General features: G+C 69.4%; 27 protein-coding genes and 1 other RNA gene. 16 read left to right on the top strand and 12 right to left on the bottom strand.

Features of this window, described 5'->3' with window-relative positions; all coding sequences use genetic code 11:
* Positions 1–132: 132 nt before the first annotated feature.
* Positions 133–966, top strand: coding sequence for a 3-methyl-2-oxobutanoate hydroxymethyltransferase (gene panB, locus A5727_RS16660; protein ID WP_197507682.1), 834 nt, complete (start codon positions 133–135; stop codon positions 964–966).
* A 6-nt stretch (positions 967–972) separates the two neighbouring features.
* On the opposite strand, the gene A5727_RS16655 is transcribed toward panB, so the two are convergent.
* Positions 973–1,752: an enoyl-CoA hydratase/isomerase family protein gene (locus tag A5727_RS16655; protein WP_068251646.1), complete on the bottom strand. Its 780-nt coding sequence runs from the start codon at positions 1,750–1,752 to the stop codon at positions 973–975.
* A complete protein-coding gene (locus A5727_RS16650; RefSeq protein WP_068251642.1) occupies positions 1,749–2,420 on the bottom strand; it encodes a TetR/AcrR family transcriptional regulator in 672 nt (223 codons plus the stop codon). The genes A5727_RS16655 and A5727_RS16650 overlap by 4 nt, the downstream gene beginning before the upstream one ends.
* 68 nt (positions 2,421–2,488) lie before the next feature.
* Between A5727_RS16650 and A5727_RS16645 the strand changes: the two genes are divergently transcribed.
* The 4 genes from A5727_RS16645 to A5727_RS16630 are packed head-to-tail and all read left to right on the top strand — an operon-like array spanning position 2,489 to position 7,310.
* Complete coding sequence (locus A5727_RS16645) at positions 2,489–3,241, top strand: DUF1989 domain-containing protein (RefSeq protein ID WP_068251640.1); 753 nt, start codon at positions 2,489–2,491, stop codon at positions 3,239–3,241.
* Positions 3,238–3,861, top strand: coding sequence for an urea amidolyase associated protein UAAP2 (locus A5727_RS16640; protein ID WP_068251637.1), 624 nt, complete (start codon positions 3,238–3,240; stop codon positions 3,859–3,861). The genes A5727_RS16645 and A5727_RS16640 overlap by 4 nt, the downstream gene beginning before the upstream one ends.
* Entirely contained in the window at positions 3,855–5,861 is a 2,007-nt protein-coding gene (locus A5727_RS16635; RefSeq protein WP_068251634.1) for a 5-oxoprolinase/urea amidolyase family protein, read from the top strand. Before A5727_RS16640 ends, A5727_RS16635 begins: the two co-directional genes overlap by 7 nt.
* A gap of 18 nt (positions 5,862–5,879) precedes the next feature.
* Complete coding sequence (locus tag A5727_RS16630; RefSeq protein ID WP_068251631.1) at positions 5,880–7,310, top strand: CYTH and CHAD domain-containing protein; 1,431 nt, start codon at positions 5,880–5,882, stop codon at positions 7,308–7,310.
* Between the two features lie 3 nt (positions 7,311–7,313).
* Here the strand turns inward: A5727_RS16630 and rnpB are convergent.
* Positions 7,314–7,693, bottom strand: an RNA gene (rnpB, locus tag A5727_RS16625) — RNase P RNA component class A.
* Between the two features lie 51 nt (positions 7,694–7,744).
* On the opposite strand from rnpB, the gene A5727_RS16620 reads away from it, so the two are divergent.
* On the top strand, positions 7,745–8,173 hold the full coding sequence (locus A5727_RS16620; RefSeq protein ID WP_068251628.1) for a helix-turn-helix domain-containing protein: 429 nt from the start codon (positions 7,745–7,747) through the stop codon (positions 8,171–8,173).
* Between the two features lie 10 nt (positions 8,174–8,183).
* The gene (locus A5727_RS16615; protein WP_068251626.1) at positions 8,184–8,612 is read left to right on the top strand and encodes a VOC family protein; all 429 of its coding nucleotides are present in this window, start codon (positions 8,184–8,186) and stop codon (positions 8,610–8,612) included.
* A gap of 2 nt (positions 8,613–8,614) precedes the next feature.
* Here the strand turns inward: A5727_RS16615 and A5727_RS16610 are convergent, their stop codons facing one another.
* A complete protein-coding gene (locus A5727_RS16610) occupies positions 8,615–9,889 on the bottom strand; it encodes a 13E12 repeat family protein (RefSeq protein ID WP_068251622.1) in 1,275 nt (424 codons plus the stop codon).
* Between the two features lie 129 nt (positions 9,890–10,018).
* Here A5727_RS16610 and helR point away from each other — a divergent pair, with 129 nt between their 5' ends.
* On the top strand, positions 10,019–12,229 hold the full coding sequence (gene helR / locus A5727_RS16605) for an RNA polymerase recycling motor ATPase HelR (RefSeq protein ID WP_197507681.1): 2,211 nt from the start codon (positions 10,019–10,021) through the stop codon (positions 12,227–12,229).
* Here the strand turns inward: helR and A5727_RS16600 are convergent.
* Positions 12,195–12,815 (bottom strand): SAM-dependent methyltransferase, encoded by a 621-nt coding sequence (locus tag A5727_RS16600; RefSeq protein WP_068251619.1) that lies wholly within the window; start codon positions 12,813–12,815, stop codon positions 12,195–12,197. The genes helR and A5727_RS16600 overlap by 35 nt on opposite strands.
* A gap of 48 nt (positions 12,816–12,863) precedes the next feature.
* Here A5727_RS16600 and A5727_RS16595 point away from each other — a divergent pair, with 48 nt between their 5' ends.
* Positions 12,864–13,436, top strand: coding sequence for a helix-turn-helix domain-containing protein (locus A5727_RS16595; protein ID WP_068251616.1), 573 nt, complete (start codon positions 12,864–12,866; stop codon positions 13,434–13,436).
* A gap of 12 nt (positions 13,437–13,448) precedes the next feature.
* On the opposite strand, the gene A5727_RS16590 is transcribed toward A5727_RS16595, so the two are convergent.
* Genes A5727_RS16590 through A5727_RS16580 form a run of 3 tightly spaced genes read right to left on the bottom strand, consistent with a single transcriptional unit; the run spans position 13,449 to position 16,386 of the window.
* Positions 13,449–14,540, bottom strand: coding sequence for a bifunctional RNase H/acid phosphatase (locus A5727_RS16590; RefSeq protein ID WP_068251613.1), 1,092 nt, complete (start codon positions 14,538–14,540; stop codon positions 13,449–13,451).
* Positions 14,537–15,265, bottom strand: a complete 729-nt coding sequence (locus A5727_RS16585; protein ID WP_068251610.1) for a zinc ribbon domain-containing protein — start codon at positions 15,263–15,265, stop codon at positions 14,537–14,539. The genes A5727_RS16590 and A5727_RS16585 overlap by 4 nt, the downstream gene beginning before the upstream one ends.
* Positions 15,265–16,386, bottom strand: a complete 1,122-nt coding sequence (locus A5727_RS16580; protein WP_068251607.1) for a Nif3-like dinuclear metal center hexameric protein — start codon at positions 16,384–16,386, stop codon at positions 15,265–15,267. The genes A5727_RS16585 and A5727_RS16580 overlap by 1 nt, the downstream gene beginning before the upstream one ends.
* 43 nt (positions 16,387–16,429) lie before the next feature.
* Between A5727_RS16580 and A5727_RS16575 the strand changes: the two genes are divergently transcribed.
* Genes A5727_RS16575 through A5727_RS16565 form a run of 3 tightly spaced genes read left to right on the top strand, consistent with a single transcriptional unit; the run spans position 16,430 to position 18,406 of the window.
* A complete protein-coding gene (locus tag A5727_RS16575) occupies positions 16,430–17,113 on the top strand; it encodes an HAD-IA family hydrolase (protein ID WP_502687688.1) in 684 nt (227 codons plus the stop codon).
* Positions 17,106–17,600, top strand: a complete 495-nt coding sequence (locus A5727_RS16570; RefSeq protein WP_068251604.1) for a low molecular weight protein-tyrosine-phosphatase — start codon at positions 17,106–17,108, stop codon at positions 17,598–17,600. Before A5727_RS16575 ends, A5727_RS16570 begins: the two co-directional genes overlap by 8 nt.
* Positions 17,597–18,406, top strand: coding sequence for an SURF1 family cytochrome oxidase biogenesis protein (locus tag A5727_RS16565; RefSeq protein ID WP_068251601.1), 810 nt, complete (start codon positions 17,597–17,599; stop codon positions 18,404–18,406). Before A5727_RS16570 ends, A5727_RS16565 begins: the two co-directional genes overlap by 4 nt.
* On the opposite strand, the gene A5727_RS16560 is transcribed toward A5727_RS16565, so the two are convergent.
* Positions 18,388–19,359, bottom strand: coding sequence for a cobalamin biosynthesis protein (locus tag A5727_RS16560; protein ID WP_502687687.1), 972 nt, complete (start codon positions 19,357–19,359; stop codon positions 18,388–18,390). The two genes, A5727_RS16565 and A5727_RS16560, sit on opposite strands and share 19 nt — an antisense overlap.
* A 45-nt stretch (positions 19,360–19,404) precedes the next feature.
* On the opposite strand from A5727_RS16560, the gene A5727_RS16555 reads away from it, so the two are divergent.
* The 4 genes from A5727_RS16555 to A5727_RS16540 all read left to right on the top strand — a co-directional run bounded on the left by A5727_RS16555 (position 19,405) and on the right by A5727_RS16540 (position 23,081).
* Positions 19,405–20,217 (top strand): oxygenase MpaB family protein, encoded by an 813-nt coding sequence (locus A5727_RS16555; protein WP_068251595.1) that lies wholly within the window; start codon positions 19,405–19,407, stop codon positions 20,215–20,217.
* An 85-nt stretch (positions 20,218–20,302) separates the two neighbouring features.
* Positions 20,303–22,015, top strand: coding sequence for an amidohydrolase (locus tag A5727_RS16550; protein ID WP_068251592.1), 1,713 nt, complete (start codon positions 20,303–20,305; stop codon positions 22,013–22,015).
* Between the two features lie 26 nt (positions 22,016–22,041).
* Positions 22,042–22,665, top strand: a complete 624-nt coding sequence (locus A5727_RS16545) for an SOUL family heme-binding protein (RefSeq protein ID WP_068251589.1) — start codon at positions 22,042–22,044, stop codon at positions 22,663–22,665.
* Between the two features lie 20 nt (positions 22,666–22,685).
* Positions 22,686–23,081: a DUF302 domain-containing protein gene (locus A5727_RS16540; protein ID WP_068251586.1), complete on the top strand. Its 396-nt coding sequence runs from the start codon at positions 22,686–22,688 to the stop codon at positions 23,079–23,081.
* Between the two features lie 26 nt (positions 23,082–23,107).
* Here the strand turns inward: A5727_RS16540 and A5727_RS16535 are convergent, their stop codons facing one another.
* From A5727_RS16535 to A5727_RS16525, 3 genes are all read right to left on the bottom strand, one after another.
* On the bottom strand, positions 23,108–23,518 hold the full coding sequence (locus A5727_RS16535) for a hotdog domain-containing protein (RefSeq protein WP_068251583.1): 411 nt from the start codon (positions 23,516–23,518) through the stop codon (positions 23,108–23,110).
* 29 nt (positions 23,519–23,547) lie between these two features.
* The gene (locus A5727_RS16530) at positions 23,548–24,948 is read right to left on the bottom strand and encodes an APC family permease (RefSeq protein ID WP_231992107.1); all 1,401 of its coding nucleotides are present in this window, start codon (positions 24,946–24,948) and stop codon (positions 23,548–23,550) included.
* 112 nt (positions 24,949–25,060) lie between these two features.
* Positions 25,061–26,176: a Zn-dependent alcohol dehydrogenase gene (locus A5727_RS16525; RefSeq protein WP_068251577.1), complete on the bottom strand. Its 1,116-nt coding sequence runs from the start codon at positions 26,174–26,176 to the stop codon at positions 25,061–25,063.
* Positions 26,177–26,209 lie beyond the last annotated feature (33 nt).

The following is a 26,209-nucleotide window of genomic DNA, read 5'->3' as shown; positions in this document are numbered from 1 at the left end:
CCATTGTGAGGAAGTCCACTCATCCGCCACTTCACGTGGCGCCGCCGCGGTGGCAGACTGGCGTGGTCAGACGACCCGGGGACCCGGATGGGCCACGAGGATCGACCCGACAACAACACTTTGAGGACAAAGATGTCTGTATACGGCGCTGCCCAGGAATCCAGCAGACCCCGCACCAAGGTGCGCACCCATCACCTGCAGCAATGGAAGAGCGAAGGCCACAAGTGGGCCATGCTCACCGCATACGACTACTCGACCGCCCGCGTGTTCGACGACGCCGAGATCCCGGTCCTGCTCGTCGGCGATTCGGCGGCCAACGTGGTCTACGGCTACGACACCACCGTGCCGATCTCGATCGACGAGTTGATCCCGCTGGTGCGTGGGGTGGTCCGAGGCGCTCCGCACGCACTCGTCATCGCCGACCTGCCGTTCGGCAGCTACGAGGCGGGCCCCGAGCAGGCGCTGGCCACCGCCACCCGGTTCCTCAAGGAGACCGGTGCGCACGCGGTCAAGCTCGAGGGCGGTGAACGCGTGGCCGCTCAGATCGCCACCCTGACACAGGCCGGCATCCCGGTCATCGCACACATCGGGTTCACGCCGCAGAGCGTCAACGGCCTCGGCGGGTTCCGCGTCCAGGGCCGGGGCGACGCCGGTGAGCAGACCATCCACGACGCGATCGCGGTCGCCGAGGCCGGCGCCGTGGCCGTCGTGCTCGAGATGGTGCCCGCCGAACTGGCAACCCAGATCACCGGCAAACTGACGATCCCGACCGTGGGCATCGGTGCGGGCCCCAACTGTGACGCGCAGGTGCTGGTGTGGCAGGACATGGCCGGCATGACCGCGGGCCGGACCGCGAAGTTCGTCAAGCGATTCGGCGATGTCGGTGCCGAATTGGGCCGTGCGGCAAAGCAGTACGCCGACGAGGTCGCCAGCGGGGCCTTCCCCGCCGACGAGCACTCGTTCTAGCCGGACTCAGTCGAACTGCGGCGCACGCTTGTTCAGGAACGCGTCGATACCTTCCCGGCCACCCGGTCCGTCGGCGTTGGCCGCGATGAACCGGCTCTCGAGTTCCATCTGCGATTCGATGCCGTTGCCGAACGACACCGCGAGCAGCTTCTTGACGGCGGCCGCGGACTGCGCTGAGCCCGAGGCGATCTCGGCGGCGAGGCCGTCGACCCGCGCGGTGAACTCGGCGTCGTCGACCACATAGTTCACCAGGCCCCAGTCCTGGGCCTCGTCGGCCGACAGCCGCCGGTTGGTGAGCATCAGATCGGCCGCCCGTCGCGCGCCGACAAGGCGCGGCAGGTAGTAGGACGCCGACCCGTCGGGACTCAGACCCACCTTGGTGTAGGCCATGGTGAACGAGGCCGACTTCGCGGCCACCACCAGATCACCGCTGATGCCCAGCGAGAACCCCGCCCCCGCGGCGGTGCCGTTGACCGCGGTGATCAGCACAGCGTCCATGCGGGCGAACGTCGCAATGGCCCGATGCAGGTCGTTGGCGATGCCCCGGACGAAGCGGCCCGGGCCCAGGGGTGAGGCCGCCATCGCCTTGAGATCCCCTCCCGCGCAGAAGAATCGACCGGCACCGGTCAGCACGACGACCTTGGTGCCCGGCGCGTCGACCTCGGCGGCCACCTGGGCGAGTTCGCGCGTCATGACGTCGTTCATGCCGTTGGCCGCCTCTGGCCGGTTCAGGGTGATGCGGGCGATCGAGCCGGACTGCTCGAAGTGCAGGGTCTCGTAAGTCATACGGTGACGTTATCGTCAGCGATGCGCAGCCTCTCGGCCGTCCCCCTGCGCAGGGTGGCGAGGTCACCCTGATACCCCACACAGCGCAGTGCGCCGTCGGCGATCCCCCAGGGCGCCTCGGGCGAGCACTCACCGTGGTCGGACCGCCGGTTGATGACGGATTCCACCAGCCGGAAGGGCAATTCGGCCGCGTCGGGCGGACCGTCGCATTCTCCGATGACGAGTCCGGCGAGCTGCCGATAGGCGTCCCGCAGCCGATCGCGGCGTGCACGGAACTCCGCGAACCGTTCGACCCGCAGTTCGGGCAGAAGGTAGAGCGCGCCCAGATTCCATCTACTGGAGGCCAGTTGGCGCGCGTCGCCGAAGGTCAGGGTGTGCAGGCGCTGCGGCGCCGGACCGGGATCCGCCAGGAGTTCCTCGGCGAATCTGAGCGGTTCGTCGATGGTGCCGGCCAACAGTGCGTCGAGGATGTCGTCCTTGGTCGCGAAGTGGTGATACAGCGACGCCTGGCGCATCCCCACGGCGCTGGCCACAGCGCGCGTCGAGGTGGCCGCGTAGCCGCGGGTGGTGAACAGTTCGGCGGCCGCGTCGAGGATCTCCTCACGCGCGGTTCTGCCTGGGCGACGGGACGGCGCGAGCCGTGGACGCCCTCTGCCGTCGTCGGACATGGCGTCATTGTTGCACCCCGGCTCCCGCTCGCACTGCAGGATTACCTGTCGGGTGATAGAAACACCGCATGAGCACTGCCTCCACCGACGGCGCCCGGACCCACGCCCGGGCCCAGGCCGACCACGCCCACCTGCCGATTCCCGCCCTCCCCGACGGCGTCGCCGACACCGCCGTGCGGTGGGCCGAGTCCGTCCCCGCAGGCTCGTACGCATCGCGTGTCGTGGGTCGCGGCACCCGGTTACGCCTGGCCGACCCCGACGGCGGCGCCTGCGCACACGTGCTGCTCTTCCGCAGCGACGCACCGTGGGAGCGACTCAACGTCGCCGACACCCTCAAGGTGCCCTGGCAGGCGTACCTGACCGCCGGCCATCCCCTGCTGTCCGACCAGGGCCGCGTGCTGGCCACGGTGGTGTCCGACACCTCCGTCCACCACGACGCGCTGTGCGGGATGACCGTCGCGGGCCGCGACGCGATGCTGCTGGCCCTCCACAAACACGGCCTGGACATCCGCGACCTCGCGCCGTCGGTGTCGTTCTTCAAGGGCGCACGGGTGGCCGATGACGGCGCGGTGACCTTCACGGGGACGTCGGGCCCCGGCGGGGCCGTCGAACTCCTGATCCACCTGCCGGTCGTGGTGGCGGTGGTCAACACCCCGCATCCGCTCGACCCCGCCCCCGCACCGACCGCACTCGAGGTTCTCGCCTGGCGCGCCGACGAGGAGCTGACGGTGCCCGGCAGCACCGACCCCGAGTACCTGCGCGCGCTGTTCAACACCGAAAGCACCTGGGCCGCAGCTCAGAACACCACAGAGGGGGCATGATGACCGTCGTACTCGACCAGACCGTGGAGGCCAGGGCGCCGTGGTCGGCGATCCTGCGGGCCGGCCAGCGCCTGCAGATCATCGACCTGCACGGCAATCAGGCCGTCGACACGCTGTTCTACGGCATCGGCGTCGGTGACCGCCCCGACGCGGCGCTGAGATACTGCGCGCAGGCCACCGTGGCCGCACAGCGAAACATCTTCCTGACCACCGGTTCGGTGCTGCGCGCGGGCGACGGAACGGCGTTGGTGCGCATCGTGGCCGACGACGTCGGCAACCACGACACCATCGCCGGTGCGTGCTCCAAGGAGTCCAACACACTGCGGTACGGCCACCACACCGTCCACCAGCACGCCTGCGCCGAGAACTTCCTGGCCGAGGCGATCCGATGGGGCATGAGCAAGCGGGATCTGGTGTCGAACGTCAACTTCTTCATGAACGTCCCGGTCGAATCGGACGGCACACTCGGCATCGTGGACGGCTTGTCCGCCCCCGGCAAGTCGCTGACCCTGCAGGCCGAGATCGACACGCTGGTGCTGGTGTCCAACTGCCCGCAGATCAACAACCCGTGCAACGGCTTTGACCCCACGCCGGTGCAGATGGTGATCACCGGATCATGACCACGGTCGAGATCGCGGCGCCCGGGCTGCTGACCACGGTCCAGGACTGGCCAGGCCGAACCGGGTACTGGCACGTCGGCGTGCCGCCGTCGGGGCCGATGGATGATCTGTCCTTCCGCATCGGCAACCGGGTGCTGGGCAATCCGGAGGGTGCCGCGGGACTGGAGTGCACCAAAGGCGGCCTGGCACTGCACTTCCCCACCGGAGGCCGGGTCTGCGTCGCGGGCGCACCGGTGCCGGTCACCGTCGATGATGCCCCCGCCCCGCAATGGCGTTCGCTCACCGTGCCGCCAGGAGGCATGCTTCGGGTCGGCCTGGTCTCCGGACCGGGCATGCGCTGCTATGTGCTGATCGCCGGCGGGCTCGTCGAACCCGAGTACCTGGGCAGCGCAGCCACATTCACCTTGGGCGCGTTCGGTGGTCACAATGGCCGACCGTTGCGACCCGGTGATGCGCTGACCGTCGGCGCAGATCCGCACGCCGAGCGCCCGGGACGCGAGGCCCGCGCGGCCATCGAGGAGCAGCCCAGCATCGGTCATCGCTGGGAACTGGCGGTCACCGAAGGTCCACACGGTGCGCCGGAGTTCTTCACCCGCACCGACATCGACACGCTGTTCGACACCGACTACCGGGTGCACTTCAACTCCGACCGCACCGGTATCCGCCTGGAGGGTCCGAGCCCGCAGTGGGCCCGCACCGACGGCGGCGAGGCCGGCCTGCACCCGTCGAACATCCACGACAACGCGTACTGCTTTGGCGCCCTGGACTTCACCGGAGACACCCCGATTCTGCTCGGCCCCGACGGCCCGAGTCTGGGCGGGTTCGTCTGCCCGGTCACCGTGGTCAGCGGCGACCGCTGGAAGCTGGGTCAGATGGCCCCGGGCGACTCGGTCCGATTCGTCGCCGTGCGCGCCGAACGCGCGCCGTCGCTGCGCACCCTCGACATCGGCCGGCGGGCGTCCTTCCCCCTGGTGCTGTCGAGCTCCGGGGACAACGACGACGGCGTGCTTGAGCGGTTCACCTCAGCCGACGGCACCGAGGTGACGCTGCGACGCAGCGGTGACGCGGCCGTGCTCGTCGAATACGGCCCCATGGCACTGGATCTGGCGATGCGCGCCCGCGTCCACGTCCTCGACGAACGGCTGAGCGCACTCGGTGCGCCCGGGGTCACCGAGCGGACGCCCGGCGTGCGGTCCCTGCAGGTGCAGTTCGACCCGGCGGCCGTGTCGGTCGCCGAGGTCACGGAGTTGGTCACCCGGCTCGACGCGGACCTGCCTCCGTCGGAGGAACTCGTCGTCCCCAGTCGCACCGTCCGGTTGCCGCTGTCGTGGGACGACCCCGCCACACACGAGGCCATCCAGCGTTATATGCACGGCGTGCGTCCCGATGCCCCGTGGTGCCCGGACAACATCGAGTTCATCAGGCGCGTCAACGGCCTGGCCGACACCGGAGCGGTCTACGACACGGTGTTCGCGGCGCAGTACCTGGTGCTCGGCCTCGGCGACGTGTACCTCGGCGCCCCCGTGGCCACTCCCCTGGACCCGCGCCACCGCCTGGTCACCACGAAGTACAACCCGGCGCGGACGTGGACGCCGGAGAACGCCGTCGGCATCGGCGGGGCCTACCTGTGCATCTATGGCATGGAAGGCCCGGGCGGCTACCAGTTCGTCGGACGCACCACGCAGGTGTGGAACCACCGCCATCCGCACTCGTCGAGCTCCTTCGAACCGGGCACGCCGTGGCTGCTGCGCTGTTTCGACCGGATCAGCTTCCACCCCGTCAGCGCCGAGGAACTGCTCGACCTGCGCGCCGACATGGCCGCGGGGCGGGGTGAGGTGGAGATCACGGACGGAGTGTTCTCGCTGGCGCAGTATCAGCAGTTCCTCGCCGACAACGCGGGGTCGATCGCGGCGTTCGGCACTCACCAGGCCGCGGCGTTCAACGCCGAGCGCCAGGCCTGGGCGCAGGCGGGCGAGTTCCGCGGGCAACGGGCGAGCTAGCTGTGGCAGGCTGGGTGGGTGGCTAAGCGGAAGTCGGAACCCACCAGACACACCGAGGTCGAGTTGAAGTTCGACGCCCAGAACGCCGAAGTCGCACCATCCTTCGACGGTCTGAGCTCGATCAGCCATGTGGAGTTCGCGCCGACGCAGGACCTCGACGCGGTGTACTTCGACACCGCCGAACACGACCTCGCGCGCCGACGGATCACTCTGCGCAGGCGCACGGGCGGCGAGGACGCGGGCTGGCACCTCAAGCTGCCCGCCGGACCGGACGCGCGCACCGAGGTGCGGCTGCCGCTGGGTGAGGAGACCGACGAGGTGCCCGAGCAGCTGCGCGATGTGGTGCTTGCGGTGGTCCGCGACCGGCCCCTGCAACCGGTGGCGCGGATCGCGACCACGCGCGGTGTGCAGCTGCTTCGCGGCGCCGACGGTGCCGTGCTCGCGGAGTTCTGCGACGACGAAGTGGTGGCGAGCGCCGGCGACGCCGAGCAGCGGTGGCGCGAGTGGGAGCTCGAACTGGTCGAGTCAGACGACCGCGAACTGCTGGACCGACTCAGCCGCCGCCTTCTCGACGCGGGTGCGACGCCGGCCGGTCACGGCTCGAAACTGGCCCGGGTGCTCAACGCGCCCAGTCCCGAGAGCGTTGAGTCCGACGATCCGATCCACCGCGCGGTGACGGAGCTGATCGAGGAGCTGATCAGCTGGGATCGCGCGGTCCGCGCGGACACCGACGACGCCGTCCACCAGATGCGCGTCACCACGCGCAAACTGCGCAGCCTGCTCAAGGAGGACTCCGACACCGACGAGTGGATCCTCGACGAACTGCGCCAGCTCGCCGCGCTTCTCGGGGTGGCCCGCGACGCTGAGGTGCTCGCCGAGAAGTACGACGAGGCCTTGAATGACCTGCCCGCAGACCTTGTCCGGGGCCCGGTCCGGGCGCGCCTCGTCGAGGGTGCCCGGAGACGTTACGAGACCGGGCTGCGACGTTCCCTTGCCGCGATGCGCACGCCGCGGTACTTCCGGCTGCTCGACGCGCTGGAACACGTGGTCACCACACCACCCGCCGATGGCGAGACCGTGAGCCTGGATTCGGCGTACAAGCGGGTGCGAAAGGCCGCCAAGACCGCGAAGGCGCAGGCGGAATCCCCGGATCGGGATGAAGCCCTGCACCGGATCCGCAAGGGCGCCAAGCGATTGCGGTACACCGCAGCCGCCACCGGCGATCGCAGGGTTTCGGAGGCCGCCAAAGCCATCCAGAGCCTGCTCGGCGACCACCAGGACGCCACCGTGAGCCGCACTCACCTGCTGGCCCAAGCCGAGGCCGCGCACCTCGCGGGCGAGGACACCTTCACCTACGGCCTGCTGCACCAGCGCGAAGAGGAACTCGCCCAACGGTGCCGGGACCAACTCGACTCCGCGCTCAAGGCGCTGCGGAAGGCCATGAAGTAGGGGCGAACGAGTTGGCCTGTAAGCCGGATTCTGTTCTGAGCTCTCCGTTGCGGAGGAGCCTCAGCGGCGACCATCCATCTGGGCACACCGTCGCCGGGTACCTCAAGCGGCCTACCCGCAGGCTCGGGCGAGCAGCCCTCGAGCGCCTGCGCAGTCGTGCTGGGCACGACCTCTTGGCCTTGCTTCGGGTGGGGTTTGCCTAGCCACTCCGGTCACCCGGAGTGCTGGTGCGCTCTTACCGCACCGTTTCACCCTTACCATTTCTGGCGGTCTGTTCTCTGTGGCACTTTCCCGCGAGTCACCTCGGATTGCCGTTAGCAATCACCCTGCTCTGTGAAGTCCGGACTTTCCTCGAATTTCTCCGCGGCCGCCCAGCCAACTCGTTCGCGAGGAATAAACTACCCTGCCACCCCCTGCCAGGCCATAATTGCTGCATGCTGCCGCCCGCGCGCTACCTGATGCGCGCCAAGGACTTCGTCGACGCGCGCTACAGCGAGCCCATCACCGTGACCGACCTCGCCGCCGCGGCCGGGTTGTCGCGGGCGCATTTCAGCCGCATGTTCACCCGCACGTTCGGCGAGTCCCCCAGCGCCTATCTGCAGTCCCGGCGCCTGGAGCGCGCCTCGGCCCTGCTGCGCTACACCGACCGTTCCGTGGCCGACATCTGCACCATGGTCGGGTTCTCCAGCGTCGGGTCCTTCACGAGCACCTTCGCGCGGGTGTACGGGAAACCGCCGGCGGCCTACCGGGCCAGCATGCCGCCGGCGTCGATGTATGCCCGCGTCCCCAACTGCGTGCTGCGCCTGCACACCCGGCCGAACACAGCACATCAGGAGAAGACGAGCCGCCCCAGCACGTCATAGGTTCTCGATCATGATGAAGATCGCAAGTGCCGCCCTGTGGGTGCACGACCAGGAAGTCGCATGCAGGTTCTGGACCGAGAAGATCGGTTTCGAAGTGCGCCAAGACATCTCACTGCCGGAGATGGAGGGATTCCGGTGGCTCACCGTAGGCCCGCCGGGTCAGGACGACGTGAGCATCGTGCTGATGGCGCTGCCCGGCCCGCCGATGATGGACGACAGCGTGCAGCGCCAGGTCCTCGACCTGGTGGCCATGGGATTCGCCGGCACGGTCTTCCTGACCACCGACGACTGCCACAAGTCGTACGCCGAACTGTCGGCCCGCGGCGTGGAGTTCACCGAGGCTCCGTTCGATGCGCCCTACGGAATCGACGCCGGGTTCCGCGACCCGTCCGGAAACAGCATCCGACTCACGCAACTTGCCGAACTGCCCGTCCCCTGACCTCAGGCGGCATGCCGCGGGGTCAGCTGGGCGCGGAGGCGTTCCTCGACCACGCTGACCGGCCGCGGCGTGGGCACCACCGGCGGGGCCGCCGACCGGTAGCGTGCGCCGGTCGGTGTGACGAACTCCGCCGTGTGTGTGCCGGAGCGGTCCAGCCAGGTGTGCACCAGCCACCCGTCGGCCTGTTTCGCGTAGTTGCAGGCCTCCCACAACCCTTCACCGTTGAGGGCCGAGGTGGCGCCAGTGGTCGCGGCCCCCTGGGCATGGTCGATATGGCGGATGGGTGCGTCGCAGAAGGGTGTGCGGCACCGTTGGTCACGCAACCGGATCAGGCGGGCCAGCCCCTTGGGGAAGATCCGGGAGCGTGACTCCACGGCGACCAGCGCGCCCGAGGCCGGGCGTGCGTACAACCGCCGCAGCGTCGCACCCGACTCCGCGTCCCCGGCCGCGGCATCGATCAACCGGCACGCGACCTCCGACGGAACCGGGCCGTAGTCGGAGATCACCGCCGGCGTGGTCCCACCGATCAGCGCGTCCTCGGGCAACACCAGGTTGACCGCGACCGGGGTCGGGGTGGCCGCCGAGCGTCCGGTGACGCGTTCGACCAGGGTGTCGGCCATGATCTGGCCGCGCGAGCGACCGTCACCGGTGGTGTCGGCCTCCCGTTTCAGGGCGGCGTAGACCGACACGCCCTGGTCCACCGGCAGCAGCGCGGTCAGGTACGTCATGGTGTCCGGCGCGGGCCGGATGGTCACGCGGCGGTCCTCTCGGGCACGGGCAGCCCGTTCCACGACCGCGTGCGGGTCCAGGCGGTAGGCGATCGACTTGGCCTCGGCGGCCACCCGCCCGTCACCCCAGCCCGCAAGCTCGCCCTGGTCGGCGCACAGTTCGGTGTCCAGGGCTCGGCGGTCCTCGACGCTCAGGCAGGCCGACTCCCGCACGATCAGCGTGGCCCGCCACTCCGTCAGCACCCCGGACTCCAGCGCGGCCAGGGTGTGCGGCATCTCCTCCACCAGCGCGGTGGCCATCCCGATATGCCGCCCGCCGCGGACGGGTGCGTCACGCCGGGCCAGCGCAACCTCGGTGGCCAACCCGCGCCCACGCCGCGCCACAGGCACCCCACGCGCCGCCTCAGCAGCATGCCGCATCTGCACCAACTGAGCCGTCGCACGAGCCTGCGCCGCCGCTGCCTGCGCCTTCAACGTCTCCAACGCACCGATGTGCGCCACCAACGCCGCCTCATCGGCGTCGGGCCCCACCACCGGCAGTTCGAACATACTTTCGACACTACGCCGGGCCCCCGACAAATATGGAGGGCCGCGCGCAGCGGACTTGCGGCAAGGCGGGGGTCATGCCGGACAATCGCTGGCCGAGGTTGTCGACGTAGGGAAATCAGGGACACATACGTGCGCGGATACGAAGAAGAACTGCAGTCCGAACAGGACTACGTCGACGACCTGTACGCGCGCCTGGACGCCGAACGCACCCGGGTCCGGGACCGATACCGCGCGACCCTGCGGGACAACGACCGCGAACTGGTCGACCGCGACGCCGAGGTGCGGGCGCTGGCCAAACAGGCGGCCCGCCTCGACGTGGCCGACAACGGCCTGTGCTTCGGCCGCCTCGACGCCGTCACCGGTGAAGCGAGCTACATCGGCCGCATCGGGGTGTTCGACGAGGACGACGACTATGAACCGCTGCTGCTGGACTGGCGCGCCCCCGCCGCACGGCCCTTCTACACCGCCACCGCGGCCCACCCGGAGGGCATGCGGCGCCGCCGTCAGTTCCACAGCCGTGGCCGCACCCTGCGTGAGTTCACCGACGAGGTGCTCGGCCGCCCGGAGATCGACACCGATGACACCGCCGCTCCGTCGACCGACCAGGCGCTGCTCGCCGCGGTCAACGCTCCACGCGGCGAAGGAATGCGCGACATCGTCGCCACCATTCAGGCCGAGCAGGACGAGATCATCCGCCACGATCACCCCGGCGTCCTGGTGATCGAGGGCGGGCCCGGGACCGGCAAGACGGTCGTCGCCCTGCACCGCGTCGCCTACCTGCTCTACACGCAGCGCGAGCGCGTCGAGAGCCACGGCGTCCTGGTGGTCGGGCCCAACGCCGCATTCCTCGACCACATCGGCCGCGTGCTGCCGTCCCTGGGTGAGTCCAACGTGGTGTTCATGACGCCGGGTGATCTGGTTCCGGGTCTGCACGTCGCGGCCGAGGACACTCCAGAGGTGGCCCGGATCAAGGGATCCCTGGAGATGCTCGACGTCCTCGCGGCGGCCGTCGCCGACCGCCAACAGCTTCCCGAAGAGTCGCTGCCCATCGAACTGTCGGATGTCGCGGTGCGCATCGACGCCGAGACCGCGCAGTGGGCCCGCGAGGAGGCCCGCTCCAGCGGACACCCCCACAACGAGGCCCGAGCGGTCTTCACCGACATCGTGACCTACGTGCTCACCGAACGGGCCATCGCCCGCATCGGCCGTGGCTGGCTGACCCGCGCTGACAAGGACGCCTGGGAGCAGCTGCGCACGGACCTGATCGACGAACTCGCTGACAACGATGCTTTCCAGGCCGCGCTGGATCAGCTGTGGCCCAAGCTCACTCCGGAAGATGTGCTCGCCCAGCTCTATTCGTCACCGGAACGCCTGATGGCCGCCGGCGCGGACCCCATGCTGCTGCGTGCCGACGGCCGAGCCTGGACCGTGTCGGACGTCCCTCTCCTCGACGAACTCGTCGATCTGCTGGGCGGGGTCAGCACCGAGGCCGAACTGGCCGCCGAACGGCAGCGTCAGGCCGAGGCCGACTACGCCGCCGAGGTGCTGGAAGGGCTCATCAGCCGCGAGGATCTGATGGACGACGAGGATCACCTCATCGCCCAAGACCTCCTGTACGCCGAGGATCTGGCGGACCGGTTCACCGAACGCGACAACCGCGAACTCGCCGAACGGGCTGCCGCAGATCGGGACTGGACCTACCGCCACGTCGTGGTCGACGAGGCGCAGGAGCTGTCCGCGATGGACTGGCGCGTGCTGATGCGGCGCTGCCCCGGCAAGTCGTTCACGATCGTGGGCGACCTGGCGCAGCGTCGCTCCATGGCCGGGGCCACCTCATGGTCGGAGATGCTCGAGCCGTATGTGCCGGGCCGCTGGGTCTATCGGTCGCTGTCGGTGAACTACCGCACGCCAGCCGAGATCATGGCCGTCGCAGCGGGTGTGCTGGCCGAGTTCGCTCCGCAGGTCCAGCCGCCCGAGTCGGTGCGCGCATGCGGGGTGGCGCCATGGTCGCGACGCGTCGGTCCGGACGAGATCACTTCCGCCATCGACGAGTTCGTCGCCGACGAGGCCGAGCGCGACGGCACGAGCGTGGTGATCGGGCCGCCCGGAGTCCCTGGTGCCGTCCCGGCGTCGGAGACCAAGGGACTGGAGTTCGACGCCGTCCTCGTCGTCGAACCGGAGCGCATCCTGGCCGACGGTCCGCGCGGGGCCGCCGAACTCTACGTCGCCCTCACCCGTGCCACCCAACGCCTCGGGGTACTGCATCGGGATCCGCTGCCGCAGAGCCTGTCCGCGCTGGAACCCGTCAGCGGCGCCGCAGGACGATCACGTTGTCGATGAGGGTGCCGGGTTGACCGGCCGGGCCGACCGCCTCCCGGGAGGCCCGCTCGGCCCGCACCCGCTCCCACTGCGACTCGTCGAGTCCCAGTCCGTCGAGAACCTCTGTGACGCTGGGGAATCGGTGGTCGTGCACACCCTGAGCCCACGGCGGCGCCTCGCCGTGGTCGACGATCAGCAGCGTGCCACCGGGGGCCACCGCGTCGGCGGCCCGGCGCAGCAGCGCGTTGCGGTCCCAGTCCCACGGGGAGTGCAGGAAGTGCGCCGACACCAGGTCGAAGCTCCCCTGCGGAAACGTCTCGGTCAGGTTGTGCTGTTCAAACTCGATGCGATCCAACACATTGCGCGATGCGGCCAGTTCCGCGGCCCGGGCCAGTGCCGCGTCGGCGATGTCGACCGCCACCACATGCCAGCCGTGCTCGGCCAGCCACACGGCGTCGCCGCCCTCGCCGCATCCGAGATCGAGTGCGCGCCCGGGTGTCAGGCCCGGGACCACCTCCACCAGGCGGGCGTTCGGCCGTCCACTCCAGATGCGCTCCGATTCGGCGTAACGCTCTTCCCAGCGCTGCTTTGCGTCCAGCTCCTCCATGCCCACGAGCTTGCCGTCACCACATCGCCAATGGCAACCTGGTTTGCCATGACGGCAAAAGACGACGTCGACCAACGCGTGCGCCGACGTCTGCGCGAACTGCGCACCCGCCAGAACATGACGCTGGAGGACGTGGCGACCCGCGCACGGATCGACGTCTCGACGCTGAGTCGCCTCGAGTCCGGCAAGCGCCGCCTGGCCCTGGACCATCTGCCGCGCCTGGCCACCGCACTCGGGGTGAGCACCGACGACCTCCTGCGGGAGGACGAGCAGGCCGATCCGCGGGTGCGCGGCGCCTCACACACCGCGCACGGCATCACGTTCTGGCCGCTGACCCGGCACGGCCCGGCCGCAGGCCTGCACGCGTTCAAGATCCGGATCAGTGCCGAGCGCAACACCCCGCCCGCCGAGTTCCGTGTGCACGACGGGCACGACTGGCTCTACGTGCTCTCCGGACGGATGCGACTGATCCTCGGCGACCGTGACTTCACCATCGATCCCGGCGAGGCCGTCGAGTTCAGCACCTGGACCCCGCATTGGTTCGGCGTGGTCGACGGACCCGTCGAGGCGCTGGCGATCCTGGGCCCGCACGGCGAGCGGATGCACCTGCAGGACAAGTAGATCCAGCGTCCCTCAGTGATACGACGTGTCGTTCACCAAGCGCACCGACGCCAGGCCGTCCGAGTAGAACTCGGCGATCGACAACGACGCGAGATCCAGGTGCAGCCGGTACAGGATGCCCGGACCGGCGTCGAGAGCCATCCGCAGCAGCGTCTTGATCGGCGTCACGTGGGAGACCACCAACACCGTGGACTCCCCATGTTCGGCGATGATCCGGTTCCTGGCGCGGCGCACCCGGGTGTGCACGTCGTCGAAACTCTCCCCGCCGGGCGGGGTGACGCTGGTGTCCCGCAGCCAGCGGGTGTGCACGTCGGGATCGGCCTCGTGCGCCTCGGCGAAGGTCTTTCCCTCCCAGCTGCCGAAGTCGGTCTCGATCAGATCGTCGTCGACGGCGACGGTGAGGCCCAAGGCCTTGGCGGCGGCCGTGGCGGTGTCGTGAGCCCGTTGCAGCGGTGAGGAGATCACCGCCGAAATGCCGCCCCGCCGTGCCAGATACGCCGCGGCGGCCTCTGCCTGCCTGCGCCCGAGGTCGGTCAGTTCCGGGTTGCCGCGGCCGGAGTAGCGACGCTCGACCGACAGTTCGGTCTGACCGTGCCGCAGCAGCAGAAAGCGCGTCGGGGCACCGCGCGCGCCGGTCCACCCAGGCGCCGACGGCTTCTCGGTCTCGACGGGCTTCTGCGTGGCGGGGGTGCTGGTCACCGCCGCGGCGGCGTCCATCGCCTCGTTCGCCAACCGGTCGGCGTGGCTGTTCTGTGCGCGCGGAATCCAGCGGTAGTCGATCCGGTCGAACTGTGCGGCCAGCGCCTTGGCCTTCTGGTTGAGCTCCAGCAGATCCGGGTGTTTGACCTTCCAGCGCCCCGACATCTGTTCGACGATCAGCTTGGAGTCCATCGCCACCGACACCTCGGCGGCACCGAGGTCCACCGCGGCCTCCAGTCCGGCGATCAGCCCGCGGTACTCCGCGACGTTGTTGGTCGCAATGCCGATGGCCTCCTTGCGCTCGGCGAGCACCGCGGCACGGTCGGACGACCACACCACCGCGCCGTACCCGGCCGGGCCGGGATTGCCGCGCGACCCGCCGTCGGCCTCGACCGCAACTCTCATACAGTCACCCGAAGCAGGATCGCCCCGCACTCCGGGCAGCGCAGCACATCGTCGTCGGCGGCGGCGGCGACACGGGCCAGCTCACCACGGTCGATCTCGATGCGGCAGGCGCCACACCGTCTGCCCTGCAGGGCCCCGGCGCCGATCCCGCCCGAGGCGCGCTGCCGCTCGTAGAGCGCGAGGAGTTCGGAATCGATGCTCGCCGTGAGTGTTTCGCGTCGTTCGTTCTTCTGCGTCCGGAGGTCCTCGATCTCGGCCAGCGCGGCGTCGCGGTCCCGCCTCGCGGTGTCGAGGTCGACGTCGAGACGCTCGATGTCGGCGGTGATCTCGGCCTGCTGGGTGGCCAACTCCTCACGCCGCTCCATGATCTCCAGCAGCGAGTCCTCCAGCGAAGACTGCCGACGCTGCAGCGTCTCGAGTTCATGCTGCAACTCGGTGAGCTGTTTGGCATTTGTGGTCGCGGAGTCCAGCAGGGCTCGGTCACGATCCTCGCGTTGGCGCACTCCGTCGATCTCGGACTCCAACCGCGACACCTGCTCGTCGATGTCGTCGGCGGTGATCCGCAGCACCGCAAGCCGATCGACCGCGGCCTGATGTTCGGTGGTCAACTCGTCGATCCGCTGCTGCTCGGCGAGATTCTTCGCGCGGTGTGCGATGCGGCTCAGCTCGGCGTCCAGCGCGGAGATCTCGAGCAGCGAACGCTGTTGCCAGAGGTCGGCTTTCATCAATTCACTCCCAGGTTCCATGGATCGGTGCGGGTCTCGCTGACCCGCACCGGCAACTCGTCACCGAACTGCGCCCGCAGCACGCCGGCGGCCTGTGCGCACCAGGGGTGCTCACTGGCCCAGTGCGCGACGTCGATCAGCGCGACGTCACTGGCACGTCGATGCTCGTCGGCGGGGTGGTGCCGCAGATCGGCGGTCACGTAGGCGTCCACCCCAGCGCGGGCGACGCGGTCCAGCAGTGAGTCCCCCGCGCCGCCGCACAACGCGACCCGCGACACCTCACGGTCGGGATCGCCGGTGGCCCGCACTCCCCACACCGTGGCGGGCAATCGCTCGCCCACCCGCGCCACGAACTCGCGCAAGGTGACGGGCTCGGCCAGGGCCGCGATCCGTCCGATGCCCACGCCCGAGGGCAGCGGCGCCAGCGGGAGCACGTCGAAGGCGGGTTCCTCGTAGGGGTGCGCGGCGCGCATCGCCTCCAGCACCCGCGACCGCGCGGACGCGGGTGCGATCGCCTCGACCCGGTCCTCAGGCAGCCGTTCCACCGTGCCCACGGTGCCGATGGCCGGCGCCGCGCCCTCGTGTGGCAGGAACTGGCCGGTGCCCGTGACCGACCAGCTGCAGCACGAGTAGTCGCCGATCTGCCCGGCACCGGCGTCGAACACCGCGGTGCGCACGGCCTCGGCGAACTCCGGCGGAACGAAGATCACCCACTTGTCGTAGTCCGGACCGCCGCGTCCCGGCTCGAGCACGTCCTCGACGGTCAGGCCCAGCCTCTGCGCCAACGCGTCCGACACCCCGGGCGCGGCCGCATCGGCGTTGGTGTGGGCCGTGAACAGGGCCGCACCCCGGCGGATGAGCCGGTGCAGCAGCGCCCCCTTGGGGGTGCTGGCGGCCACGGTGTCCACGCCGCGCAGCAGCAGCGGATGGTGGGCCAGCAGCAGGCCGCGCTCACCCACCTCGTCGACGACCGCCGCCGTCGCGTCGACGGCGACCGTCACCGACTCGATCCGCTCGTCGGGATCGCCACACACCAGCCCCACCGAATCCCACGACTGCGCGAGCCGCGGCGGGTAGGCGGCGTCGAGGACGTCGATCACGTCGGCCAGGCGCACACTCACGCCTGCAAACAGTAGTGGCCGAAACATCAGGGACAATGGCTGCGTGACCGAACTGTCCCCGATCCTCTCGCCCACCGCCGCGCCGCAGCTCGTCCTGTTCGACCTCGACGGCACTCTGACGGACTCCGCCGAGGGCATCGTGGCCAGCTTCTGCCACGCATTGGGCCAGGTCGGAGCCGAGATTCCGGACGGTGACCTGGCGGGACGGATCGTCGGGCCGCCCATGCACCACACGCTGGCCCGGATGGGACTGGGTGAGCGTGCCGACGAGGCCATCGCGGCCTACCGCGCCGACTACACCACCCGCGGGTGGGCCATGAACGCACCGTTCGCCGGGATCGAGGATCTGCTGACTGACCTGCGCGCCGCCGGCGTGCGCATGGCGGTGGCGACGTCCAAGGCCGAACCCACCGCGCGCCGCATCCTCGAGCATTTCGGGCTGGCCGACCACTTCGACGTCATCGCCGGCGCGAGCCCCGACGGCACCCGCGCCGCCAAGGCGGACGTGGTCGCGCACGCGCTCGCCCAACTGCAGCCCCTGCCCGAACGCGTGCTGATGGTCGGTGACCGCCGCCACGACGTCGAGGGTGCCGCCGCGCACGGCATCGACACCGTGGTGGTCGCGTGGGGGTACGGCGGCGACGACTTCCGTGACGTCACCGACGACGCCTCGGCACCCACCCACGTCGCCGACGTGGCCGCCCTGCGGGAGGTGCTCGGTGTCTGATCGACTGCATGTCACGTTCGTGTGCTCGGGCAACATCTGCCGGTCCCCGATGGCCGAGAAGATGTTCGCCCATCAGATCGCCGAGCGCGGTCTGGCCGAGCACGTCCGCGTCACCAGCGGGGGCACGGGCGGCTGGCACGCGGGCGACGGCGCCGACCACCGCGCCAATCGGGTCCTGGCCGCTCACGGCTATCCCCACGAGCATGTCGCGGCGCAGGTCGACGACGACCACCTGTCGGCCGACCTGGTGGTCGCGTTGGGCCGCAACCACGTCCGCATCCTGACCCAGCTGGGGGTCGAACCGGACCGCGTCCGGATGCTGCGCTCATTCGATCCCCGCTCGGGCGCCCATGCGCTCGACGTCGAGGACCCGTATTACGGCGACCTCGCCGACTTCGAGGACGTCTTCACCGTGATCGCCGCGGCCCTGCCCGGTCTGCACGACTGGGTCGACGCCCAACTCGACGGACAGGCTCACACGTCGTGAAGTGGTTCAAGCCCGGATGGATCGCGTTGGCCGCGGTGGCCGCGGCGTTCGCCTATCTGTGCTTCACAGTGCTCGCACCCTGGCAGCTCGGCAAGAACACCAAGACCTCACGGGAGAACGACCAGATCGCGGCGTCCCTGTCCGCCGATCCAGTGCCGTTGACCAGTGTTCTGCCGCAGCAGGATTCGTCGGCACCCGACGCGCAGTGGCGACGCGTCACCGCCACTGGGCACTACCTGGCCGACAAGCAGATCCTGGCGCGGCTGCGGATCGTCGACGGTGAACCCGCGTTCGAGGTGCTCGCCCCGTTCGCGGTGCAGGATGGCCCCATCGTCCTGGTCGACCGAGGCTACGTCCGCCCCGAACAGGGCACCCAGATGCCGCCGATCGAACCACCTCCCGCGGGCACGGTGACCATCACCGCGCGCCTTCGCGACAGTGAGACCGCACCGCCGGACAAGGCGCCGATCATCGAGAACGGTCGCCCGCAGGTCTACGCGATCGACACCCGCCAATTGGCCGAACTGTTCGACGTCCCGCTGGCCGGCTCCTACCTCCAGTTGACGGCTAACCAACCGGGCGGACTCGGCGAGATCGGCCTGCCGCACCTCGACGCCGGACCGTTCCTGTCCTACGGCATCCAGTGGATCGCGTTCGGCATTCTGGCCCCGGTCGGGCTGGGATATTTCGTCTACACCGAGGTCAAGGCCCGTCGCCGCGAGCGCGAGGAGTCCCAGGCTCAGGCCGGCACGCAACCGCAGACCGTCGAGCAGAAACTGGCCGACCGCTACGGCCGTCGGCGCTGAATCCGGCCCAGCGCCAGCGCCGCCAGACACGTCACCACCGCCGCCCCACCCTGCACGCACCGCGACAGCGTCACGGCCCTGCGCAGGTCGGCGGCGGTGGGCGCATGACCGTCGCCGAGCGTCGGCCTGATCTGCAGTTCGTGGTGGTACTGCGTGGGGCCGCCCAGCCGGACTCCGAGGGCTCCCGCGAACGACGCCTCCACGACGCCCGCGTTGGGGCTCGGATGCCGACGGGCATCGCGACGCCAGGCCCGCCACGCGGCCCGCGGCGATCCGCCGACCAGCGGGGCGCACAGCACCACCAGCACACCGGCCAGGCGCGCTCCCAGATAGTTGGCGACGTCGTCGGTGCGCGCGGCGGCCCACCCGAACCGCGCGTACCGCGGTGACCGGTGGCCCACCATGGCGTCGAGCGTGTTGATTCCGCGGTACACCAGCACCGCGGGCGCTCCCCCGGCCGCGGCCCACACCAGCGGGGCCACCTGCGCGTCGGAGGTGTTCTCGGCGATCGACTCGAGCGCCGCGCGCGCCACGCCATCGGCGTCGAGGTAGGCGGGATCGCGGCCACACAGCGACGGCAGCAGCTCGCGAGCCCCGTCGAGGTCGCCCGCGTCCAGCAGGTCGGCCATCGCGGTTCCGGTGCGCGCCAGCGTCGTACCGCCCAGGCACGCCCACGTCGCGGCGGCCACCGTGGCGACCGTCCCGGCGGCGCCTGCGCGTCGGCCCACCGCGCAAGACAGCAGTGTCGCGGCTCCGCCCAGCGCACCGAGCAGCGCGGCGGCGTGCAGCGCCCCAGCGAGGCGGTCGTCGCGGTACACCACGTGTTCCCAACGGGCCGCCAGACTCCCGAAGCCCGCGACCGGGTGGCCACGTTGTGGGTCGCCGAGCGCGACGTCGGCCAGGTAGCCCATGAGCACCCCCGCAGCGCGCGGGGCGGTTCTCGCCGGAATCATCATCAGCAGCGTCTCACAAGTGATCTACTGCCCTTTGTGGCACCTGTGCAGCAACCGACGCGGGTGGCCGACCTGCTGAATCCGGCCGCGGCGCTGCTGCCCGCCGCCAACGTCATCATGCAGCTGGCGCTTCCCGGAGTGGGGTACGGCGTCCTGGAGAGTCCGGTCGACTCCGGCAACGTCTACAAGCACCCGTTCAAGCGTGCCCGCACCACCGGCACCTACCTGGCGGCCGCGACCATCGGCTCCGACGCCGACCGGGCCCTGATCCGCACCGCGGTCGACACCGCACACGCCCGGGTGCGTTCCACCAAATCAAGTCCGGTGCGCTACAACGCGTTCGATCCGCGGCTGCAGTTGTGGGTGGCGGCCTGCCTGTACCGCTACTACGTCGACCAGCACGAGTTCCTGTACGGCCCCCTCGACGACGCGGCCGCCGACGCCGTCTACCGGGATGCCCGCAGGCTCGGCACCACCCTGCAGGTGCGCGAGGACATGTGGCCCGCCGACCGAGTCGCGTTCGAGGACTACTGGAAGCGGTCCCTGGAGGACCTGGTCATCGACCCGCCGGTCCGTGAGCACCTCAAGGGCGTGGCGACCATGGTGTTCCTGCCCAAGCCCGTCTCGGCGACGCTGGGGCGGTTCAACCTGTTCGCGACGACGGGGTTCCTGCCCGCGGAGTTCCGCAGCAAGATGGGGCTGCCGTGGAGCGCCGCCCAGCAGCAGCGGTTCGAATGGCTGCTGGCTGCCCTTCGGTTGGCCGACCGGCTCATCCCGCACCAGACGTGGGTGCTGGGCTATCAGCTGTACCTGTGGGACATGCGGTCCCGCGCGCGCCGTGGTCGGCGCATCGTGTGAGTCTGCCGGGTCCGACCTGAGTTCCCGCGACTCCGACGGCATTGCGTTGGAGCTTTTCGCGCCACCCGGATGACACACTGTCGCGATGGGCGACTCGATACTCACCGCGGCAACGGTCATCACGATGGACGAGGACACTCCTCGGGCCGAGGCCGTCGCGGTGTCGGACGGTCGCATCGTGGCCGTCGGGACGTTGGCTCAGTGCCGGGCCGCACTGCCCGACGCCGAGGTCATCGACACCGGCGCAGCCGCTCTGGCGCCGGGATTCGTCGAGCCGCACAGCCATCCATTGATCAGTGGCGTCGCGACGCAGGCCCCGGCCCGCTCGATCGCGCCGTGGGACTGTCCGTCATGGGCTGATGTGCAGGCGGTCTTCGCCGATGCACTGGCCACCGCCGACCCCGAGGTCCCGCTGTGGTTCGCCGGGTATGACGCGCTGCTGCACGGGCATCCCTCACCCAAGGCCGAGGAGTTGGACGGCATCTTCGGTGACCGGGTGGCTGTCGTGACCGACAACTCCGGGCACGGCGTCTATTTCAACACCGCACTGATTCGGCGCTACGGCTGGGACACCGCGCCGCCGGCCGACCCGGTGGCCTCGCGCTACGGCCGCAACGCCGACGGCAGCCTCAACGGGCAGGGTTTTGAGCTTCCGGTCGTGACCGCCGTGACCGGCCCACTGCTGGCCGAGATGGGCGATCCGTTGACCTCGGGTGCGCTGTACTACGCGCTGATGTCCCGTGGTGGGTACACCTCGGCCTCGGACATGACTTTCGACCCGAAGTTCGCGGCCGGCTACGAGGCGTTGGCCGCGGCACCGTCGTGCCCGCTGCGCGTGAGCATGTGGGAGATGTCGGTCACCGACACCTATGCCGAGCCCATCAGTTTCGCCGCCGGCGAGGAGATGCTGACCAAGTCCGGGGTCAAGCTGTGGACCGACGGCTCGCCCTGGGTCGGCAACATCGCGATCTCGTTCCCGTACCTCGACTCCCCCGCGACCCGGACCGCGGGCATCGACCCGGCGACGGCAGGCGGGGCCGACTCGATGAACTACAGCCGCGAGCAGCTCGACGCGATTCTGGACCGCGCGGTCCCGGCTGGATGGCAGATGTCCTTCCACGCCAACGGCGACCTCGCGCTGGACCGGGCGTTGGACGCCTACGAGGACGCCCTGACCCGGCACGGGCTGGTCGGCACCGACCATCGGTGGCGCCTTGAGCACGCCGGCGCAGGCACCCGCGCGCACTTCGACCGCGCGGCGCGCCTGGGCGTCCACGTCTCGATGGCTCCGTTCCAGTACTACTACTGGGGCGATCTGCTGGCCGGTCAGATGTTCGACGAGGCGCACGGCGCGCAGTGGGGCGCGTGCGCCGATGCCGTCGCCTCGGGGGCGTGTGTGTCGCTGCACAACGACGGTTCGGTGTCGCCGCCCACGCCCGTCGTCAACATCGCCACCGCGGTGACCCGGCGGACCCGCGCGGGCGGGGTGTACGGCCCCGAGCAGGCCATCTCGCTGGATCAGGCCTGGCGTGCGCAGACGATCAACGCCGCCCGCACGCTGCGCCGCGAGCATCTGGTGGGCTCCGTCAGCGTGGGCAAGCTCGCCGACTTCGTGGAGCTCAGCGCTGACCCGTGGACCGTCGATCCGCAGCGGCTGATCGACGAGGTCGCGGTGCTGGGCACCTGGGTCGGCGGGCGACGGGTGGATCTGAGCGAGTTCCTGGCCGCGATCGGCGGCGCGGACAATGCCGAGCACGCCCACCTGGCGCAGCGCGAACACGCCGGCGGGTGTTGCTGACGGCGACTTGGGGTATCCCGGCTGCCATGTTGTCTCGCATCATCTCCGGCGCCGTGCAGTTCGTCGAGGGACTCGGCGGCATCGTCGGGATCCGGGTCGGCACCGAAGAGCCGCTGTATGTGGCCGAACCGCTGGGGTCCGGTGTGGAGATCCGGAGGTACGGACCCCGGATCGCGGCGGAGACGACGGTCCTCGAGGACGAGGACCAGGCCCGCAACACCGGCTTCCGCCGACTGGCCGGCTACATCTTCGGCGGCAACAGCAGGCAGACCTCTATCGCGATGACCGCACCCGTGGCGCAGTCGAGCGAGAAGATCGCGATGACCGCACCCGTGGCGCAGGCCCGCGATCCGCAGGGTGGATCGGTGATTCGGTTCTTCATGCCGGCCAAATGGTCCCTGCAGACGCTGCCGACGCCGAACGACGACCAGGTGCGCCTGGTCGAGGTGCCCGCCGAGACGTACGCGGTTCTGCGTTACACCGGTGACCGCAGCCCGGCCGCGGTCACCGAGCGCACCGACGAATTGTTGAACATCCTGCGCAACAAGGGGATCAAAACCACCGGCGAAGCGGTGTCCTGGTTCTACGACCCACCGTGGACCATCCCGTGGCGCCGCCGCAACGAGGTTGCGGTACCGGTCGCCGGATAGCCCGAGACATCGGAGAAGACATGAGCTACGCACTGTCCACGACGTTGCACACCACCTTTGAGGATGCCGTGGAGCGGACGCGAAAAGCCTTGGCGGATCAGGGGTTCGGGATCCTCACCGAGATCGACATGAAGGCCACCCTCAAGGCGAAGCTCGGTGAGGACATGGAGGACTACCTGATCCTCGGCGCCTGCAACCCACCCCTGGCGCACCGCGCGGTCAACGCCGACCGCCAGATCGGACTGCTGCTGCCCTGCAACGTGGCCGTCCGCGCCGATCCGCACGGAGACGCGGTGATCGTCGACGCGATGGACCCGCAGATCATGGTCCAGGTCTCCGATCAGCCGGGCCTGCGCGAGGTCGCCGACGAGGCCGCGGCCAGACTGCGCGCGGCCATCGACACCATCGGGGCGTGATTCCGCCCCGCTGGCGAGCCATCGGGTCAACCCTGCGGAGGCACCACCACCGTGCCGGTTGCGGACGCAATCGGCAGCGGTTCGACCAGCACCTCTCCGCGCGAAGAGGAACCATCGCCACCGGCGCGGACCAACACATTCGCCACGAAAGAGACGGTGCGGCTGCGCGTTCCGACGCGGGTCAGGGTCGCGGTGATCTCGAGGACATCGCCGGCTCGAAGGGGTGCGTGGAAGTCGACCCTCGAGTACGAGGCGAGCAGCCCCTCGTCACCGTCGGTGTGCAGGCTCAGATCGGTGGCGACGTCACTGAACAGTCCCATGACGTAGCCGCCGTCGACCAGGCCCCCGCCGTAGTGGGCGCGGCTGTGGTCCACGTAGCGCCGGTGGGTGACCGTCGTGCCCGCGGTCGGCGGCGTCTGAAGGTGGGCTTGTGTCATGTCATTCTCCTTGAAGTGTCATGCTCGGCTCAGTTCTCCAGGTCGGCATCGAGTCGTTCAAAGGCTTCTGGACGGGCAGCGCGCAGCCCGAGGGACCACCCCATGCCGATGACGAACGACACGACCAGAACGCTGCCCAACAGCCAGGCCATCCATTGGCTGCCCACAAGTGTGGCAAAGTTACCCACGATCAAGGCGATGGCGATGAGCAGACCCAGCAACGCGGCGGCCGGAGCGACGAACTTCTTCCAGATCGACTGGGGCCGTGCGTTCCTGGCGAAGAAGACGATCACCGCCAGCGACGTCAGCGCCATGAGCGAAACCACACCGAGCGTCGCCGCGCCGGACAGCCACGCGTAGATCTGCACCACGGGGTCGAGGCCCGGGACCGCCATGATGGCCAACAGCACTGTCACCACCGTCACGACAAGCGCGGACGCGACGTATGGTGACCGGTGCCGCTCGTGGACGTCGCCGAGACGATTCGGCAGAGCGCCGAGCCGCCCGAGGGTGTACACGTATCGACCGGCGACGTTGTGGAACGTCAGCGTGCAGGCGTAGAAGCTGGTGACGAGCAGGACCTGCATGAGGTCGTGCGCGAAACGTCCGGCAAAGCGGTCACCGAGATCGAGCACGAGGTTGACCGGGTCATCGGTGGCAGCGGCAACCGCATTGTCGACGCCCGCGCCGACGATCACGGCCCAGGCAGAGATCGTGTAGAACACGGTGATCACGCCGACCGCGGTGAAGGTGGCCCGCGGAATCGTCCGATCAGGATCCTTAGCCTCGGACCGGAACGCGGCGGTGGCTTCGAAGCCGACGTAGCCGAAGATCGCGAACATCACGCCCGTGCCGACGGCCCCGTCGAGTAGGTGAGCGGGAGCGAACGGTGCAGCGCTGAGCCCGGCATCTCCTCCGGCGACCACGATGCACAGGTCCACCACAGCGACGATGGCGATCTCCGCGATCAACACCACGCCAAGGACTTTCGCACTCAATTCGACGTTTCGATGCCCCAGGAAGGCTATCGAGGCGAGCGCGATCACCGTCCACAACCACCATGGTGTCTGGGTGTCGGTGTAGCTCGCGATCGCGTTGCTCACCGCGGCGCCGAGGTAGGCGACCACGGCGACGAGGACGAACAGATACGTCATCATGGCCAGCGATGCAGCGCCCAGGCCCGGGATGCGGCCCAAGCCCTTCTGGATGTAGGCGTAGAACGCGCCCGCGTTCTTCACCTCGCCGCTCATGGTCGCAAAGCCAACGGCGAACAGCAGCAGAATTGCGCCGGCGACCAGGTAGTCCAGTGGCGCGCCGATGCCGTTGCCCATGGACATCATCAGCGGAACGATTCCGACGACGACGGTCAGGGGTGCAGCGCCCGCGATGACCATGAACACGATCTGACGGACGCCGAGCGTACGCGCCAATGTGTGTTGGCCAGCCGGGGCTGTGGATGAATCTACTTGAGGGTTAGTACTGGTCATGGCGTGACGCCTCGCTTGGAAGTGTTGTTGGGCAACGGGTATGGGACAGGGCCGGCTAGTACTCGATCACCGACCGAATGCCCTCCCCGCGCTGCATTGCGGCGAAGGCGTCGTTGACCTGGTCCAGACCGATGCGGTCGGTGACCAGCGAGTCCAAGTCGACGGCACCGGCAAGGTAGAGATCGATGATCTTCGGGAAGTCGATGGGCGGCCGGCTCGATCCGTAGTTGGAGCCGATGACCTTCTTCTCCTGATCGGACATGATGAACGGGTCGAGACTGATCTTGACGCCCTCAGCGACCTGGCCGGCGACCACCACGGTGCCGCCGCGCGCAATCGCCTCGTAGCACAGCTCAATCGTCGGGGCCAGCCCGATCGCCTCGAACGCATAGTCCACGCCCGCCCCGCCAGTGAGGTCGTTGACCACCTCAAGAACATCCGTGTCGGTGGAGTCGACGGTGGCGGTGGCGCCGAATTTCCTGGCCGCCTCCAGCTTGGCCGGGGCCCGATCGACCGCGATGATCTGACTGGCACCGGCCAGCCGAGCCCCCTGCACGATGTTCAGACCCACACCGCCGCAGCCGATCACCAGAGCGGTGCTGCCGGGTTCGAGCTTCGCCGTGTTGGTGACGGCACCGATGCCGGTGGTGACGGCACAGCCCACGAGGGCGGCCTGCGCGAAGGGAGCGTCGTTGCTGATCCTGATGGCGCCGGACTCCGGCGCCATGACGTACTGACCGAAGGTGCCGAGCGCGACGAAGCTGAACATCTCCTCGCCGGTGCTTCGCGTCAGCCGGGTGGTGCCGTCGAACGACAAGTGCTGCCCGGACATCTGGTTCACCAGATCGCAGAGCACCGGTCGCCCAGAGATGCAGAACTTGCAGCGGCGGCACGACGGCGTCCACGACAGGACGACGTGGTCGCCGACGGTGAGATCACGCACCCCTTCGCCGACCGCCTCGACGACGCCGGCGCCCTCGTGTCCGAGGACCATGGGCATGGGAGCGGCCCACTCGCCGAGCGCAACGTGGTAATCGCTGTGGCAGACGCCGCTGGCCTCGAGGCGAACGAGGACCTCACCGGGCGGCGGAACGCTGGGGAGGGTGACCGTTTCCACGGTCAGTGGTTCTCCGGCCTTTCCGAGTACGGCTGCGGGGAATTCGATGGTCATGTCATTACTTTCGCGTAGGTCGTCGTGCAGAAG

Origin of the sequence: Mycobacterium sp. ACS4331, assembly GCF_001667265.1 — a bacterium.
Taxonomy (GTDB): domain Bacteria; phylum Actinomycetota; class Actinomycetes; order Mycobacteriales; family Mycobacteriaceae; genus Mycobacterium.
Note: the sequence above shows the minus strand (reverse complement) of the source record. Positions and strands in the feature narration are given on the sequence as shown.